This window comes from Corynebacterium sp. HMSC074C11 (assembly GCF_001809455.1).
In the GTDB taxonomy this organism is placed as follows: domain Bacteria; phylum Actinomycetota; class Actinomycetes; order Mycobacteriales; family Mycobacteriaceae; genus Corynebacterium; species Corynebacterium amycolatum.
The window spans coordinates 317,054-332,892 of record NZ_KV797740.1; the positions used below are offsets into that span (position 1 = coordinate 317,054).

Here is a 15,839-nt window from a genome sequence, read left to right on the forward strand (position 1 = left end):
TCCCCGCGCTCAGGCCCCTCAAATACGAAAAACCGCGCTGGGGTGTCGTGCACGCCGGCGCGGTGGTTCAGGACAGCTTAGTTAGTTCTGCGTATTGTTCGGAGGATTGTTCTGGCCGAACTGGTAGCCCTGAATGTTCTGAGACTGGGGGTGCTGCGGCGCATATACCTGCCCCGGGGCTGACTGGGTAGTCCTGACCAGTTTCTGGCCGCGGAACCATGCGCGCATGTCCTTGAGGAACATAAGAACGCAAGCGGCGATCAGCATGGCACCTGCGAGGAAGAGGACTACATCCACCCAGGAGCTCAAGAACAGGAGGGGGATGATGGTCATAGTCAACGCCAGTGGTGCCACGGTGACGCAGAAAAAGATTGGTGCCGTTGAGTCTTCGCCGCGGAGAATGGAGTGAATCCAGTATGCGGTCAAGGTGACAAGCATCATTCCCAGCAGTAAAAGGATTGGAACGAGAACGAGGGCGGCTGCAGCGCCCATCATGTAGCCAATACCCTCCCAAGAATCACCCAACGATGACTCTAGGCTGCCGAGATTGTTGGCGCCCTGGATGCTGAGCTTGATTGCGTACAGAACTGTGATGATGCCAATCAAGGTTGAAAAACCGACCAGGCCGGTAGTAATTCGGGGAATGAGCGGCATGCGCTGCCACATGTTCTGCAGTGTGGCGTTTGCCGGCAGTGGCGGTACATCCGTGGTCACCGTGGTGGTTACCGTCGCAGGTCCGTTTTGAGTTGGGGCGGACCACTGTGCTTGTTGATTCTGCTGTGCCGATGACGGCTGCGACTGGGCTTGCTGGGCTTGCTGGGCTTGTGTCTGGAACGAGGATTCCTGCGCAGTGGGTACCGGGCGATTTGCCAGCCCGCGCAGCGTCGCGATGGTGATGGTGGCGTTCTCATCGGCCAGCAAAGCGTCGTATTCGCGACGACGTCCCTCATCGCCTAGCACTTGCAGCGCAGTGAGCTTCTCCTGGAACTCGCCGGAGTACTCCGAGACACCAGCATCCCGCAGTTCAGAGAGCTGACTAGAAAGGTTTGCATGGAGCTCTTCGGTGCTGGCTGCGCTATCCAGCTTCAGAGACTCGTAGAGGTTATAGCGGTCGCCCATAGCGGCTCAAGATCCTATCGGTATTGCAGTTCGAAATATCTTTTCAAACAATTTACCCGGTAGCTAGTACGGCAGCATCGAAGACCCGGAGCGCTCGATGGTAGGAAGTCCGTGGCGCTCGGAGGGCATTGGTAGCCCTCGGCAAACAATGCCGATTGCACAATGTATTAGAAGAACGTGAGTGAGCGACTACCGCCAATGGCTGTAGATGTTATTCCGCGCACAAATACCCGGGGAACAGACGGATTGAATAGCGAAATTTTTGTGTTGCGGAGTAGAGTCTCATTTTTCCCTTTCGACTCCCCTCGCGGTTTTGCGAGCCCGTCTTGGGTCGAAAATCGAGGGGAACTGAGAGCCCACCAACTGGCGTAAGAAGAGAAAAGGAGACGGTCGCAATGACGTCGTCAAGCGAAGTAACAACCCACAACGACGACCACAAACCGCGTGCACGTCGTGTGGGAGCGTTTAGCTCGCATCGCCGTCCTGTTCCGGTGCAGGACGACATCTCTGATCTACGCCGAATCTTGGTGATTGTGGCTCTGTCGGTCGGTGCATTCGGCATCGGCGTTACTGAGTTTGTGGCCATGGGCCTGCTGCCTTACATCGCTGACGCCTTCGGACGCGATGAGGATGCCGCGGGGCGCATGATTTCGATGTACGCCCTCGGTGTTGTCGTGGGCGCACCGCTGATTACCGTGCTGACCGGTTCGATTCCGCGCAGGCGCATGCTACTGCTGCTGATGGCGGCATTTACCATCGGCAATGGTGCCACGGTATGGGCAGGCACACTGGGGTCTTTCGAAGCTGTCATGGTCTCCCGCTTCATTGCCGGTTTGCCGCACGGTGCGTATTTCTCGGTGGCTGCTCTGGTGGCGGCCTCCCTGGCTAAGCCAGGGCAGCGTGGAAAGATGGTGGCCCTGTCGGGCGTGGGGCTGTCGGTGGCGACTGTGATAGGTGTGCCGGCCGCGCAGGTGCTGGGGCAGATGTACGGTTGGCGCAGTGCCTTCGCGTTTGTAGCGGTCATCGGCCTGATTGCACTTGTTTCGCTGTGGTTCGCTGTGCCGCATATGAACCGTATGCCGAAGACGCGTCCGATGGATGAGCTCTCCGCCCTGGTGACACCGCAGGTGCTGCTGACCGTCGCAATCGGCACCGTTGGTTTCGGCGGAATGTTCGCGGTCTACACCTATATCACTTGGACCATGACTCGCGAAGCGGGCATGAGCGAAAACCACATCTGGATTGTGCTGATGGCCTACGGCATCGGCATGGTAGTCGGTACCTACATTGGCGGATGGCTCTCCGACCGCATCGGGGAGTGGGGCATCATGGTTGCGCTGGTGCTGATGGTAATCATGCTCAGTGCTTTCTACTTCACCTCGCAGAATGCTGTGCTGGGCACGATCAACTTCCTCCTTATCGGTCTGCTGGGATCGGTATTGGTACCGAATCTGCAGACCCGTCTGATGGATGTCGCAGGTCGCGCACAGACGCTGGCGGCAGCTCTCAACCAGGCCGCATTGAACATGGCCAACGCATTCGGAGCCGCGCTCGGTGGTTGGGTCATCGCTTCCGGTTATGGCTACCGCGCACCGGCTTTGGGCGGCGCAACGTTGGCGATGCTGGCTATCTTCATCGCTCTGCCGACCATTGTTCTGTACCGCCGCTCACAGGCGAAGAAGTCCGAGCGCATCGAACTGCGCTAGAGGTCTACAAGGCGTAGCGTACGCATAGGTAACGTATGAGGGCATGAGCCTTACAATCGCGACAATCAATGTCAACGGCATCCGCGCCGCCGTCAAAGAGCGCAGCGAAACCAACCTCGGACTGTTGGAGTGGCTGAAGCACACCAGTTCCGATGTCGTTTTGCTGCAGGAAGTCCGCGCCACCGACGACCAGGCACGCAAGGCCCTCGCGCCCGCTTTCGATGCCGGATGGCATTGGGTCGGCGCTGAAAACCTGGGTGCCAAGGGGCGCGCCGGGGTGGGCATTCTCTCGCGCTTTCCGCTTAACGACGTCCAGGTGGGCATCGGCTCGGAGGAGTTCGAAGAATCCGGTCGGTTTATCAGTGGGGTTGCCCCGGCAGCGGATACCGGCCTGGATGCGGATGTCCAGATTGCCAGCCTCTACCTGCCGTCCGGTGCCGCGCTTAGTGAGAAGCAGGATGAGAAGTACCGCTTCCTCGATGCCTTCTCTGATTACCTGGCGGAACTGGGTGCCAAGGGGCGCGACGGTCACCACGCAGTTATCGGCGGCGACTGGAACATCTGTCACCGCGAACAGGATTTGAAGAACTGGAAGACCAACCGCCGCAAGAGCGGCTTCCTGCCACAGGAGCGCGCCTGGATGGACTCGGTCTTCGGCTGCTGGCCCGATGAGGTTCCCCAGGATTCGCAGGTTCAGGCCAGCGACAAGGAGCTGGAATCCGGTGCCTTCTCCGATGGTTCCGTGTGGGAGGCCCCGGCGCCCAATGCAGATCCGGTGTGGTTTGATGTCACCCGCCGTCTTCACCCAGAGGCCGACGGCCCTTGGTCCTGGTGGACCTACCGCGGTAAGGCGTTCGATACAGATGCCGGCTGGCGCATCGACTACCAGGCGGCAACCGAACCAATGCTCAAGCGTGCCGTCAGCTCGGTGGTGGACAAGCCTGCCGCCTACGATCTTCGCTGGACGGACCACGCGCCGGTGATCGTGGAGTACGCCTAGACTCGGCACGCGCCTAGGCCGCGGACTAGTATGCTCCGACTCCAGCGAATTCTGGGATCAACTCCGGCTCGGGAGCGGTTACGAGATGTCGGTTCTGCCGCAACATGGAGGCAATGCCGTCAACGATGGCGTCGGCCCATTTGTCCTGCATAGCCGGGTCGGCCAAATCGCGGGTGAGTTTTTCAGCGCCCACCGCTCCCAGCGATAGCGCAACCGTCGGCGCATGCGACCGCGAACTCTGGTTCACCGCCACTGCCGGCGCCAGACCGGTACGAAACTCTGTTGGCACCCCGTTTGTGCTGTAACTGCTGTGCGGATTGAAACCTCGGAACACCATTCCGTCACGCACACCTGCCGCCAGCTGCCAGTCAGCAGGGTCATCGTCCTTTGGCTCGAGGGACTCCACCACAGCGGATACCGAAAAACCACGATCGCCGATGTTATCCCCAGAAAGGGTCTGGTCCTCTGATGAGCGACCGACAATTACGGTGGCTGCGCTCTCCGTGCCGTCGGCAAGCGAATGCGCGCCAACGATTGCGCCGCGCTGACGGAGCTTCTCGTTGGCACGTTGCACGATGCTGTCGATGTGAGCGGAAGTATCCCCACTCAAACGCAGTGCGCGAGGCAGGTCAGCGTTGATAGTCTCGATGGCCCCGCGGCGAGAGTCGACGGTGATATGCGCGCCGGCGAGCGGATCGGCAGCCTCGTCGGGGGAGGGGATGATCGGCTGGCGCGGAGGCATCCACAGCGGATTGGGGCGCGCCGGGCGGTGTGGGGAACTGTTGACAACAGCGTGCAACTCTTCAGGTGAAAACATCTTGTTGACCGCGAAAATCATCACAGAACCGTCGTGATACACGGGCGTGAGCCCCGGCGCGTGCCATGCCCAGGAACGCATCGACAGCGCCTCCGTGCCATCCGTGTTCACACCTGGCGGAGAACTAATGATGTAATGCACGCCCAGTTTTTTCGCCATGGCATCGAATTCCGGATGTGAGCCCAGCAAGTCAACGTTTGTCGGCAGCTTCTTGCTTGCCTCGGCAGTTTTGTCGGAGAAGGAGAAATGGCGGAACAGCGTCGGCAGCCCAGCGATGGCGTACATCCACGCAGAACCGTCACGACGGTCATTGAGGATATGCCCCTCAAACGCATGCGGCTGCTCGGACAGCCAATCAATAGCTTCCATGTCCGCAGCGGTCACAAACGTGCTTCCGAAACTTCCACGAATTGCCTCGCGCTGAGCAGGCCCACTCACCCAGGTCGCAGGCACAATCGCCAGTGCCGCTACGAGCCCCATCGCCAGCGCAGGATTCCACGACTTGACCGGCTGATTTCGCTTTGCGACGATCCACTGCGCCGCAGCCACAATCGCGACAACGGCAGCCGCGACTGCGTAGCCGACCAGCACTGCGCGCAGAATTCCCATAACCGCCTGCATACGGTACGGCATGTCGTAGAAGAAAGTGCCAATAAACTTCAGATAGGTGCCGAACGGCTCATCCCAACGGGACTGCGCACTATCGGACACCACAAAGAGCAGCCCGAAAGCCAGTGCCGGCCACGGCGCCCACGGGCTGTCTGGTAGGCGAGAGACCAGCGCCACCACCAGGCCGATGAGCACAAGAACCAGAACAGTCTGGGAAAAGATGGGCTCGTCAGCATAGCGGGAAAACCCGATAAGAGTCCGCCACAGTGATTCGGAGCGGGAAATCTCAATTTGGCCGGTAAAGCCCGCAACGGATTCACCTTGCCCGCTAGCGGACAATGCTGCCGGGAGAGTCATCACCAGTGAGAGCGCTCCGATAATTAGTGTGCGAGCGAGGCCACTGACACTCGGTTGGGTGATCAACCACAAGCCAACAAAGAGCACAGCAGCAATTGCGCCGGCCGGGTGGGTGATAAACGTGCCGACCAGGGCAAGCGTAGCGGGGACAATATAGCCCCGCATGGTCAAAGCCGCAGCGATCGGCAAAGTGGCCACCGCGAGCAGATACGGCATGGAGGATGTGCGCCAAAGAGCCGCCCAAATCTCCGGAAGCATCAGCGTCGCGACGGCAGCTGCGGGACCGGCATAGGCCGCCCACTTAGGGCCAACTGCGGTGCGGGCTAGCACCGCAGTTGCTGCGGGCAGAAGCAGCGCCGGGGCCAAGAACGCAAACACGTTGGAATCGAGGAAAACCGAGCCGGGCAGCAGCCCCGCCACGGCATGCCAGCCGGTGGGGTAGAACATTTCGGCTCCGGTCTCCTGATTCATCAGGTCACCGGCCGCGGTGGGCGAGGCTATTGCATGCTCGTCAATGAACCGGAGGAAGTTAGTATGCCAGAGCATATCCCAGGCCTCGCGGATAGCGCCGGGGCCACCGGGGACGTCGTTAAGCACGAGCATGGCGCGCATCGAGCCGACTACCGTGACCCCGGCGACAATCATCGCGGTGACAACGCCGGAATCGAAGCCGTCTTCGGGCGTTGCCCGGGGGATGAATCTGCGCACCAGATAGCCAATGGCACAGAACCATGCCCACATGCCGGCCACGAAGAGCCAGGTGTAATCCAGCCCAAGCGCGTGAGACGACCATGCGGAAAAACCGATCACACCCATCGTTAATGGGCCGGCAGATGCCAACGCGAGCGTGGGACGTAGCCCACTGACCCAACCGAGAACTGTGCCTGGGATCAGCAGGATGAAGACGGCAACCGCAATGGCAGCGAGCATGGGACTCCTGACGGATAAGAGAATTGAATTAGTCCAATAATACCTGTGGGTTAGTTCGGCACTTGGGACGCGAGCGCCTAAGATTTGAAGAAGGGCTGATGGGACTTCAGCTGCTGTAAAGCCCAAGCGCGAATTTGCGCGAGACTTGAAGCGAGCTCGGTGCGGACCCGGAAAGGAGAGGACATTCACAGTGAAAAACGGCGAGAGAGATAACAAGCGGCACCAGATGGCCGATTTGGAAGCCATCGCACGGAGCCTGCAGAACGATCCTGGTACTGCTGTCAATGTCCCGGTGGTCGTGACTTCCGGTGTCATCGTTGCGTTTATCGTGCTGTCTTTTGCCTACGCGTGGCCACTGTGGATTTCCCTCGGACTCATTGTTCTGCTGGGAGTCGTCATGGTCGTGTCCTACACCCGCAGGCCTCCCGTAGCTCCACTGGAGTTGACCCAGGGGGAGCGCGAGCGTGTTCGACGTGTTCTCTCTGAACACGGTATCCGCCCGGCTGTCACGCTGGTGCGCGCACTGTACCCCGAGGAATCGCCAGCCGCTGCAGCGCGAACCGTCAAATTGCTATCCGATCGAATGCTTGTGGAGCAAGGGTACAAGGGCCGTCAGGACTAGTTTTTGGTAGTCGCTTTCCCGGTAGTCGACGTCGATTTAAAGACCGGATATTAAGGATTGGCGTTCCTGTAAAGCCTGCGATGTCGTCGAAATGGGTACGTCGCCGACTCTCCACTATGAAGCTCGCGCTAAACTTATTGGCTATGAGTGAAAGCAAGGGTCCTGAAGCAACTAATCCTGCACCGAGTACTCGTAAGCAGCGCGTTCTGTCCGGCATTCAGCCGACCGCAGATTCCTACCACCTGGGCAACTACCTGGGAGCATTGAAGAACTGGATTAATCTGCAGGATGACTTCGACGCTTACTACTTCATTCCAGACCTGCACGCCATCACTGTCGAGCAGAATCCGAAGGAGCTGCGTCAGCGCACTATCGCAGGTGCCGCACAGCTGATTGCACTTGGTATTGATCCGGAGAAGTCGGTGCTGTTCGTGCAGTCGCATGTGCCCGAGCACGCGGAGCTCGGATGGGTGCTGACCTGCTTGACTGGCTTTGGTGAAGCCAGCCGTATGACGCAGTTTAAGGACAAGTCCTCTCGTCAGGGCGCGGAACACACCTCCGCTGGTTTGTTTGCGTACCCGATGCTGATGGCCGCCGACATTCTGCTCTACCGCCCACAGCTGGTGCCGGTGGGCGAGGACCAACGCCAGCACCTCGAGCTGACGCGTAACCTGGCGCAGCGCTTCAACTCCCGCTACAAGAAAACTTTCGTTGTGCCGGATCCGCACATCATGGAAGGCTCCGCCAAGATTTATGACTTGCAGGATCCGACCTCGAAGATGAGCAAGTCGGGTGCAAACCCGAAGGGCATTATTAATCTGTTGGACGACCCAAAGGTCTCTGCCAAGCGCATTCGCTCGGCCGTTACCGACAACGATGGCGAAATTCGTTTCGACCGTGAGAACAAGCCGGGCGTATCCAACCTGCTGGTCATTCAGTCGGCGTTGACCGACAAGCCTGTCGACGAGCTCGTTGCCGGCTACGAAGGCGCAGGCTACGGCCAGCTGAAGGCTGATACCGCAGATGCGCTGGAAGCATTCACCACGCCACTGCGTGCTCGCTATGAGGAGCTCATGGCTGATCGCGGTGAGTTGGAACGAATCCTGGCCGAAGGCGCTGACCGTGCCCGTGAAGTTGCCGCCAAGACACTTGCAGATGTGTACGAGCGCGTCGGGTTCCTGAAGGCTGCCAACCGTTAACCCAGCTGTAGACTCTGCGCTTCAGTCTCCGTACCGAAAGCTGGCACGTTAAGGTAGAGGACATGGCAACCTCTACTCAAAAAGATCCGAAGAGAACGGACCGCTATGGCATCGAGCGTGTACACGCCGATGAACCGAGCGCAATCGACCGCCTCCGCGAAAAGTGGACGTGGTTCGATCACATTATGCGGATGCAGGAGCGCTACTCTGAGCAGGGTGGCAACTTTTTTGCCGCCGCTGTCACGTACTTCTCCGTGCTGTCGATTTTCCCCCTTATCATGACGGCATTTGCCATCCTCGCGCTTGTGTTGCGTGGTAATGAGCAACTGCTCGAGCAAATCCAGTCCGCTATCACAGACTCCATCGATGGGTCGATGGGCGACACCATCAACGCAATTATTGAAGGTGCGATCGATCAGGCCGGTGGCGTTTTCACCGTCGGTTTCATCGCCACCCTGTGGTCGGGTCTTAGTTGGATGGGCAACCTCTCCAACGCAGTGACACAGCTGTGGAAGCGCCCGCTAGGCGCTAGCAACTTCGTGATGGGAAAGGTTCGAGACCTGCTGCGTCTGCTGGGCATGCTGGTTATGATCCTGCTGACCTTCGCTGTCACCGCGGCCGGCTCTTCCGGACTGACACAGTCCCTGCTGGACAAGATTGGTCTGGCCCATGTCCCGGGAATCACAATAATCGCAGGATTGATTGCCATCGCCATTGGTCTCGTCGCCAACTGGCTGCTGTTCTTCTGGATGCTCGCTTTCCTGCCACGCGGGGGTGCCCCGTTCCGCTCTGCGGCAAAGGGCGCGATTATCGGTGCGATTGGCCTTGAGGTTGTCAAGCAGCTCGGTAGCGTTTTCTTCTCCAACGCCCTGTCGAACCCGGCCGGTGCAGTTTTCGGTCCGGTCATCGGTTTGATGGTCGTCTTCTACCTCATCTGGCGCATCACTATGTACGCCACTGCCTGGACCGCGACGACCGAAGAAGCGCTTGCCGACGAGGAGCTGGATGCGCCTGCTCCTGCTGTCATTAACGTCCGTGCGGAAGCGGCCAACCCGTCCGGATTGAACCGCCTGCTCGGTTCGAAATAATTAGCCGCGATCGCGTCTGCCGAAGCGGTAGGTGACCATCGCAATCAATGCGATGACACCTACGATGGCAGCGCTGACAGTAATTTTCAGCCCGGTTCCTGTTGACTCGTCGTCCAGGATATCGGGCAATTTTTCTACCAACGTATTCTCAGTCGCTTCCGCTTCGAGGACACCGACAGAGCTGTCCTGCGGGGCCGCGAAGCCGGCGTCGAGAAGCGATGCTGCCTGCTCCCAGGGGCGCGGTGAATCCTCCACAGTGGCGTCGAGGATGATGACGCCGAGACGACGGCCGTCGCGCTCAGCCACCCCAGCGAAGGTGTGACGGGCATCGTCGGTAAAACCGGTTTTGCCTCCAAGCGCGCCGGGATAGTCCTGGGCAATCAGCTGATTGTCGTTGGCGATTTCGAAGTCATCGACCTCGAGAGCTTTGTCTCCGGGGATGGTGGCCAGGCGGGTGGCCGAGAGTTTGCGATAGGTCTCATTGTTGAATGCGTGCTGGAAGAACAGTGACATGTCGTATGCCGACGTCATCTGGCCCGGGGCATCGAGACCAGTCGGGTTGACCACTCGCGTATCCGTCGCCCCCAATTTCTTTGCCAGGGCGTTGACCTTTTCGGTGGTCTTATCCATGCCACCAAGTTCGCGGGCCAACGCGTGGCCGGTGTCGTTGCCGGAGTTGAGCAACAGGCCAGTCAGGAGCGTTTCTACCGAGTAGTTCACGTCCTCGACGATGCCGACACGAGAGCCCTCCATGTTCGCGTCCTCGAATGTCGCTTTAACCGAGGTGTCGAGTTTCAAATCCTCGAGCGCCTCCATCGCCAGCAACACCTTAATAATCGATGCCGGACGGTAGCGGCCGTGCGGGTCCTTCGCCGCAAGGACATCGCCGGATTTCAAATCGAACACCGTCCATGCAGAGGCGGAGAGGTCTTTCGGGACGTCAAACCCCTCACCGCTGACAATGCCGCAGGCGGACATTTTGCTACCTCCAGTCGGTTTTTGGGGAACCGGAAGTGGAGGGGGAGATGTTTCGCCGGGAGCCGGAACCTCCGAGGAGTCCACTGGTGCTGGTGGGAGGGTCTTGTAGGGGCAGCCCTCCGTGTCACGGATGTCAGGTGCGGGGCCGACAATCGGAGTGTCGTCGGTAAGCGAGGTGCTCTGCGCCATGGCTGCGGGGGCAGTGCTCGGCAGAAGCAAAGCGCTGGTGGCTAGCAGCGTAACGGCAGACGAGTAGCGGCGAGAGGGAAACATGATGAAATAAGGGTAGTAAAACGTCACTCGGAATGACGTATTTCTCGTGTGTGGATGGGGGAAAACGGGGGAGAGAAAGCCTTTGTGCAAAGCAGAAATACGATTCCGCGGCAGTGAAGTAGAAGCGGAGGGCGCAGTACCGATAGTCTGGCCATTATGACTAATTCTTTGCACAGTGATGCTCAGTCTCTGGACACACAGTCTTCGGCATCGAATCTCGATGAGATGCGCAAGGTTGTCGCCAGCCTGCCCAAGGTACTGCTTCACGATCACCTTGATGGCGGCCTGCGCCCGCAGACCGTTATCGACCTGGCCGCGGACTGCGGTTACACCGATCAGCTGCCCACCACCGACGTGGATGAACTGGAGAAGTGGTTCATTGACACCGGCAACTCTGGCTCGTTGCCGAGCTACCTGACTGCCTTCGCGCACACCTGCGCCGTCATGCAGACCGCTGAGTCGCTGACGCGCGTGGCGCGTGAGGCCGTCGAGGATTTGGCTGCCGACAACGTTGTCTACGCTGAGCTGCGCCTCGCTCCGGAAAACCATCTGGAAAAGGGCCTGGATATGCAGGCTGTTATCGACGCTCTGGTCGAAGGCCTGGCGCAGGGTGAAGCCCATGCCGCCGCTGAGGGAAAGCACATCACCGCACGTCTGTTGGTCTGTGCGATGCGCCAGAATAACAATTCCAAGGAAGTCGCACAGCTGGTCATCGACAACTACGGGAAGAACTCCGACGGGTACGTTGTCGGTTTTGACATCGCTGGACCGGAAAACGGCTTCCCGCCGGCTAACCACGCCGAAGCATTCACTATGCTGCGGGAGAACCTCATTCCGGTCACCATTCACGCAGGTGAAGACGCCGGTGTGGATTCGTTGCAGGACGCTGTCGTGCAAGGTGCTCGCCGCCTGGGGCACGGTGTGCGCATCTACGAGGACTTCGGTGCTTCCCTCGATGGCATCGAATGTCAGGAGGTTGCCTCCGCTATTCGTGACCGCCAGATTCCGCTGGAAATCTGCCCGACCTCCAACGTTCAGACGGGTGTCTGTGACAGCGTTGCGGATCACCCGTTCTCGCTTCTCGACGATATGAGTTTCGCCTGCACCGTCAACACGGATAACCGTCTGATTGGTGCGACTTCCATGACCAGGGAGTGCATGGAGCTGGTGGAGAACTTCGGCTACGGCTACAGCGAGCTGTTCGAACTGACCTCGAATGCGCTAAACAATGCATTCGTGGATCTGCCGACCCGCGAACACATCATGGACACCATTATTTACCCCGCTTACCTGCAGCTTATCGACAACAGCGACGAGGACATCGAAACTGATGTCAACGGTGCGGGTTTCGGTGCCGAAGACGAGCTGAACCTGACGCTGGACTAGCCAGCGCCGGCCAGCTTTGCTGGGTGGGAGCTAGATCTTGGTCGTAAACCGAGCGGCCAAGTCCTTCTCCAGCTGCCTCCAGCCCTTGGCCTCATCGTCGTAAGGCGGAACTGGCTCGGACAGCTCTCCGGTGTCCAGCAGGAAGTTCAGCAGCCACTGCAGCTGCTGATTGCCCGCCAGTACCTCGTTCACGGCATCATCACCAGCCCAGTCAGCGGCGTCTGCGAGTAGCTCGTACGCGCGGGCGAGCTGGGCGGTGTCCACGGCGTTCGGGCCCTTTTCAATATCCTCGGCCAGACCGGTAAACGAGTACTCATTGTCCTCGTGCACCACGGCCTCTAGCTCACCTGCGTTGGCTGCAGTGATGATTTCATCCCACGTCGTCAGCGCCGACATGTCGTGATGCTTGTTCTCCAGCAGCCAACGTACCATCGTGCGTGGCTGCGAGAACGTGTGAATCTCACCGGCGCTGCCCAGGAATAGCGGGCGACGCCCCATGTAACAACGCAAGGTGTAGAGCGTGCGGCCAGCGATGGAGATCTTGATCGGGTCGATGCCAGCGTTGGCCCACACCGTCTGATCGTACGGATCGCCGGCGGTCTCCTCTGCGGCCTTCTTTTCCTCTTCGCGCTTCTTCTCCGCTGCTTCACGACGCTCACGCTCCGCGGCCTCTGCTTCCTTTAGTGCGACTGCAGCAGTGGTTTCAGACTCTTCATCGATGTTCGGAGTATTTGCGCCGATGGCGTCGATAGCGTCAATGCAATTGTCCCAGTTGGTCAAGATGACACTGCCGATAGCTGACCACTGAGCGGCGCCACCGCCCTGGAAGTGATCAGCACCATTTTGTGTGGCAGCCAGGACAGAGTGAGAGGCGAACATCTGGTTGATCGGATTGAGATCCGCGATCGCACCAATCGAGCGAGTGATGGCAAGAATGCGGTCTGCGCGCGAAACATGGTCGTAGTCGGCCCGGCCAGCCAAAATTTCTGGCAGCCCAATCAGGTCATAGCGGTGGCGTGGCGCCGCGATGGCCGCTCCCGGTAGCTGCTGGTTGAAGTTGCGCCAGCTGGGGTGCTGCGTGAAGTCGTGAGGAGCATCCGACTGAAGGAAAGCCAGGAGCTTTGCCGCCGATGAGAACAAATAGATGTCATCGCCGCGGCCGAGCAGAGCCTGCCACTCGGAGCCACCTTCACGCCAGCTTGGAGCCCACAACGTGTAAAAGGTGCCCGAGGTCAGCTCGAGTTCGATAGGAACGATGCCTTTCCTGGCCATAGTTTTCGTCGCAGCCCTTCTGCTTGTCGGTGATTGTTAAAACTCAAAAATTGTCATACCTGCAGCGCCCCCACGGGTGGCAAGTTTGCGTAGTCCTATCTTAGAAGTTTTACGACGCAGATACCCACCGCACTATCCGGTCGGGCGGTAGAACCCCTTAAACGGCATGCCGATGTTGGTTGTACGCACGGGGTTTACCTGTACCGGATCGCCCGCTTCGACCATCTTTCCGTCGCCGATAACCATGGCGACATGGCCGTCCCACACTGCAAGATCGCCAGGCAGCAGTTCATCCTGGCTCACCTGTCGGCCGACGGCCTGTGCTTCTGCCGTGCGGGGAATATCAACACCAGCTTGCCCGTAGGCCCAGTGCGTCAAGCCTGAGCAATCGAGCGCCTGCCCCGGAGTATTTCCGCCCCAACCATAGGGCGTTCCCACGGCACTGAGTGCAGCTTTCACCGCGGCTTGGGCTTCTGGTGTCGGCGCGCCAGCCCCCGCATCCGCAGGCACCGGCGCGCCGCCCGAATCGGACGACGCCCACGAACCATCTGCAGCGTCGGTAGCGCTGGCCAATCCTGGGGTGTTCGTAGACGTAGAAGCGAGGGCGGCTTGAGTGGTTGCTGGGGCCTCCAACTGCGTCGGACGGGGTGGGGCAGGGGTGTCCACCGCGGTGCTTGCCTGCTGTATCAGCGACTGCACCAGAGGCCGCAGTTCTTGTTCTAGTTTCATGAGCCGCGCAATGGCCTGTGAGATCGCGGAACTGGCCGCTGAGACTAGGCTGGCACCGGTTGCGGCGAGACCTGCGGGCCCCGCAGCCGTCGCAGCCAGCGAGCCCATGGCGGAAGTAACAAAATCCATGGCAATCCGGGCCAAATCAGTGGCCGCTGACATTACTGCGGCTAGGCCCTTGGCAATGTCACTGTCAATGGTTCCGGCGCGAGCTTCCAAGTCGGCTGCCGCATTTGCAGCCTGTTTGAGGCTTGTTCCCGCAGCTCCTGCCCCGGAACCAGCACCATCGCTCCAGTTGCGGTCAACGGAATCTGCCACAGAGCGCCAGGCAGTACTCGCGGCGGGGATTGCGGCCCCAGCAAGTCCTGCCAGTGCGGGCGCGATGGCAGGACTTAGCTGTTGTGCAATCGCGCTGGGGACTTCCGTAAGTAGATTGGTGGGAAGCATCACGCACCGCCAATCCCGCGAGCTGCAACGGCTCCCATTTTCGGTGAAATGGACTGCAACGCATGTGCGCCTGCATCTTCAGCAGTGGACACCGCAGAGACAAGAGCGTTCAGTGCACGAGCAGCGCTGGTGCCGTACTCATTCAGCTCAGCCACATGCTCATGTTGGCGCTGTAGAGCAGCGGCTGCAGCGTGACAGAAGGGGCCGGCAAACGGGACGTCGCCAAGCGAGTGCAGTGCGCTGATGTCCAAGGCAGTGCCGCTGTCCTGCTGCGACAATGCGTCAAGGCGCGCGGCATTGGCAGAAATAAGCTCTGGCACCAGCGTAAAGACTGAGTCATTCCCGCTAGTGGCCGGAGAGAGAAATGATTGGCTGTGGGGACTGTGCGGTGATGGACGGGACAAGATTTACGGCCTCTCTAGGAAATTCGCGTGTGGTTAAACACTCAGTGCTGTGGCAGAACGGCTAGCAGGGTTCGGACGGCGACTGAGTGGCAAGTGGATTTGGTAGTAAGCGGGCTTACACAAATGGGGCGCAGTAAAAAGCCCTCGTATTGTTAGGCGCGAAAAAGGCCGATTCGGTTCCATCTTTTTTGCGGAACGCGTTTTCAGAAACTTGCGATGCCGGCACCAGAGCGGCAAAAGCAAAGCAATGTATTTTGGAAGGCATGGAGATTACCGTTGTCAACCATCCTTTGGCACAGTCACGTTTGACCATTCTGCGCGACGCGCGCACTGATAACGCGGGCTTCCGTGCGGCACTCGCCGATCTGGGCGCAATGCTGATTTACGAGGCAAGCCGGGAGCTGCCCGTCGATAACTTCGATGTTCAGACCCCAATCACCACCGCGCCGGGTTACCGTCTGCAGGATCCGCCGATTATTGTTCCCGTCATTCGTGCGGGGCTTGGCATGATTGATCCGTCGCTGTCGATGATTCCGGATGCGCAGGTGGGATTTATTGGCTTGGCTCGTAATGAGGAAACCCATGAGCCGGTGCCGTACCTCGAGGCGCTGCCGGAGGATTTGTCCGGGCGCACTGTCTTCCTGGTCGACCCAATGCTGGCAACCGGTGGTTCACTGCTGCATGCCCTGAAGCTGTTGGCAGATCGCGGAGCGGACAACATCACGGCCGTGTGCATCATTTCCGCACAGCAGGGTGTCGACGCCTTGAAGGAATCCGGTTTCCCGGTGCGTCTTGTCACCACTGTGGTGGACCCGGATCTTAACGAGGATGCCTACATCGTGCCGGGGCTGGGAGATGCGGGCGACCGCCTCTACGGTCCCCGCAACATTGATCTTTAAGTTG

The 15,839-nt window shown here is 59.3% G+C and carries 13 protein-coding genes; 7 read left to right on the forward strand and 6 right to left on the reverse strand.

Annotated elements, in window-relative coordinates; all coding sequences use genetic code 11:
• Window positions 1–81 precede the first annotated feature (81 nt).
• Window positions 82–1,119, reverse strand: a complete 1,038-nt coding sequence (locus tag HMPREF2614_RS09740; RefSeq protein ID WP_038627775.1) for a hypothetical protein — start codon at window positions 1,117–1,119, stop codon at window positions 82–84.
• A 395-nt stretch (window positions 1,120–1,514) separates the two neighbouring features.
• Here HMPREF2614_RS09740 and HMPREF2614_RS09745 point away from each other — a divergent pair, with 395 nt between their 5' ends.
• Together HMPREF2614_RS09745 and HMPREF2614_RS09750 are read left to right on the forward strand one after the other, a co-directional pair.
• The gene (locus tag HMPREF2614_RS09745) at window positions 1,515–2,825 is read left to right on the forward strand and encodes an MFS transporter (RefSeq protein WP_038627777.1); all 1,311 of its coding nucleotides are present in this window, start codon (window positions 1,515–1,517) and stop codon (window positions 2,823–2,825) included.
• 43 nt (window positions 2,826–2,868) lie between these two features.
• Window positions 2,869–3,825 carry an exodeoxyribonuclease III gene (locus HMPREF2614_RS09750; RefSeq protein ID WP_038627780.1) on the forward strand — a complete coding sequence of 319 codons (957 nt, stop codon included), beginning with the start codon at window positions 2,869–2,871 and terminating at the stop codon, window positions 3,823–3,825.
• Between the two features lie 25 nt (window positions 3,826–3,850).
• Here HMPREF2614_RS09750 and HMPREF2614_RS09755 read toward each other — a convergent pair whose 3' ends face one another.
• Window positions 3,851–6,538 carry a DUF6541 family protein gene (locus HMPREF2614_RS09755; protein ID WP_070560856.1) on the reverse strand — a complete coding sequence of 896 codons (2,688 nt, stop codon included), beginning with the start codon at window positions 6,536–6,538 and terminating at the stop codon, window positions 3,851–3,853.
• Between the two features lie 190 nt (window positions 6,539–6,728).
• Between HMPREF2614_RS09755 and HMPREF2614_RS09760 the strand changes: the two genes are divergently transcribed.
• The 3 genes from HMPREF2614_RS09760 (at window position 6,729) to HMPREF2614_RS09770 (ending at window position 9,447) form a co-directional block, all read left to right on the forward strand.
• Window positions 6,729–7,160, forward strand: coding sequence for a hypothetical protein (locus HMPREF2614_RS09760; protein ID WP_070560858.1), 432 nt, complete (start codon window positions 6,729–6,731; stop codon window positions 7,158–7,160).
• Between the two features lie 143 nt (window positions 7,161–7,303).
• Window positions 7,304–8,359, forward strand: coding sequence for a tryptophan--tRNA ligase (gene trpS, locus HMPREF2614_RS09765; protein WP_070560860.1), 1,056 nt, complete (start codon window positions 7,304–7,306; stop codon window positions 8,357–8,359).
• A gap of 62 nt (window positions 8,360–8,421) precedes the next feature.
• Complete coding sequence (locus tag HMPREF2614_RS09770; protein ID WP_070560862.1) at window positions 8,422–9,447, forward strand: YhjD/YihY/BrkB family envelope integrity protein; 1,026 nt, start codon at window positions 8,422–8,424, stop codon at window positions 9,445–9,447.
• On the opposite strand, the gene HMPREF2614_RS09775 is transcribed toward HMPREF2614_RS09770, so the two are convergent.
• Entirely contained in the window at window positions 9,448–10,698 is a 1,251-nt protein-coding gene (locus HMPREF2614_RS09775) for a D-alanyl-D-alanine carboxypeptidase family protein (protein WP_038629395.1), read from the reverse strand. It abuts the gene before it with no gap.
• Window positions 10,699–10,854: 156 nt separating this feature from the next.
• On the opposite strand from HMPREF2614_RS09775, the gene HMPREF2614_RS09780 reads away from it, so the two are divergent.
• Complete coding sequence (locus tag HMPREF2614_RS09780; RefSeq protein WP_070560864.1) at window positions 10,855–12,084, forward strand: adenosine deaminase; 1,230 nt, start codon at window positions 10,855–10,857, stop codon at window positions 12,082–12,084.
• A gap of 30 nt (window positions 12,085–12,114) precedes the next feature.
• Here the strand turns inward: HMPREF2614_RS09780 and HMPREF2614_RS09785 are convergent, their stop codons facing one another.
• The 3 genes from HMPREF2614_RS09785 to HMPREF2614_RS09795 all read right to left on the reverse strand — a co-directional run bounded on the left by HMPREF2614_RS09785 (window position 12,115) and on the right by HMPREF2614_RS09795 (window position 14,852).
• Window positions 12,115–13,356 carry a hypothetical protein gene (locus tag HMPREF2614_RS09785; RefSeq protein WP_038627792.1) on the reverse strand — a complete coding sequence of 414 codons (1,242 nt, stop codon included), beginning with the start codon at window positions 13,354–13,356 and terminating at the stop codon, window positions 12,115–12,117.
• A gap of 132 nt (window positions 13,357–13,488) precedes the next feature.
• Entirely contained in the window at window positions 13,489–14,532 is a 1,044-nt protein-coding gene (locus tag HMPREF2614_RS09790) for a C40 family peptidase (protein ID WP_070560866.1), read from the reverse strand.
• Window positions 14,532–14,852: a hypothetical protein gene (locus tag HMPREF2614_RS09795; protein ID WP_070560868.1), complete on the reverse strand. Its 321-nt coding sequence runs from the start codon at window positions 14,850–14,852 to the stop codon at window positions 14,532–14,534. The genes HMPREF2614_RS09790 and HMPREF2614_RS09795 overlap by 1 nt, the downstream gene beginning before the upstream one ends.
• 347 nt (window positions 14,853–15,199) lie before the next feature.
• On the opposite strand from HMPREF2614_RS09795, the gene upp reads away from it, so the two are divergent.
• The gene (upp, locus tag HMPREF2614_RS09800) at window positions 15,200–15,835 is read left to right on the forward strand and encodes a uracil phosphoribosyltransferase (protein ID WP_049171962.1); all 636 of its coding nucleotides are present in this window, start codon (window positions 15,200–15,202) and stop codon (window positions 15,833–15,835) included.
• Window positions 15,836–15,839: the final 4 nt, after the last annotated feature.

What these genes read in the sequence shown, in the direction of transcription:
- HMPREF2614_RS09740 (WP_038627775.1), bottom strand. Translation starts at nt 1,119, where the DNA reads ATGGGCGACCGCTATAACCTCTACGAGTCTCTGAAGCTGGATAGCGCA.
- HMPREF2614_RS09745 (WP_038627777.1), top strand. Translation starts at nt 1,515, where the DNA reads ATGACGTCGTCAAGCGAAGTAACAACCCACAACGACGACCACAAACCG.
- HMPREF2614_RS09750 (WP_038627780.1), top strand. Translation starts at nt 2,869, where the DNA reads ATGAGCCTTACAATCGCGACAATCAATGTCAACGGCATCCGCGCCGCC.
- HMPREF2614_RS09755 (WP_070560856.1), bottom strand. Translation starts at nt 6,538, where the DNA reads ATGCTCGCTGCCATTGCGGTTGCCGTCTTCATCCTGCTGATCCCAGGC.
- trpS (WP_070560860.1), top strand. Translation starts at nt 7,304, where the DNA reads ATGAGTGAAAGCAAGGGTCCTGAAGCAACTAATCCTGCACCGAGTACT.
- HMPREF2614_RS09770 (WP_070560862.1), top strand. Translation starts at nt 8,422, where the DNA reads ATGGCAACCTCTACTCAAAAAGATCCGAAGAGAACGGACCGCTATGGC.
- HMPREF2614_RS09775 (WP_038629395.1), bottom strand. Translation starts at nt 10,698, where the DNA reads ATGTTTCCCTCTCGCCGCTACTCGTCTGCCGTTACGCTGCTAGCCACC.
- HMPREF2614_RS09780 (WP_070560864.1), top strand. Translation starts at nt 10,855, where the DNA reads ATGACTAATTCTTTGCACAGTGATGCTCAGTCTCTGGACACACAGTCT.
- HMPREF2614_RS09785 (WP_038627792.1), bottom strand. Translation starts at nt 13,356, where the DNA reads ATGGCCAGGAAAGGCATCGTTCCTATCGAACTCGAGCTGACCTCGGGC.
- HMPREF2614_RS09790 (WP_070560866.1), bottom strand. Translation starts at nt 14,532, where the DNA reads ATGCTTCCCACCAATCTACTTACGGAAGTCCCCAGCGCGATTGCACAA.
- upp (WP_049171962.1), top strand. Translation starts at nt 15,200, where the DNA reads ATGGAGATTACCGTTGTCAACCATCCTTTGGCACAGTCACGTTTGACC.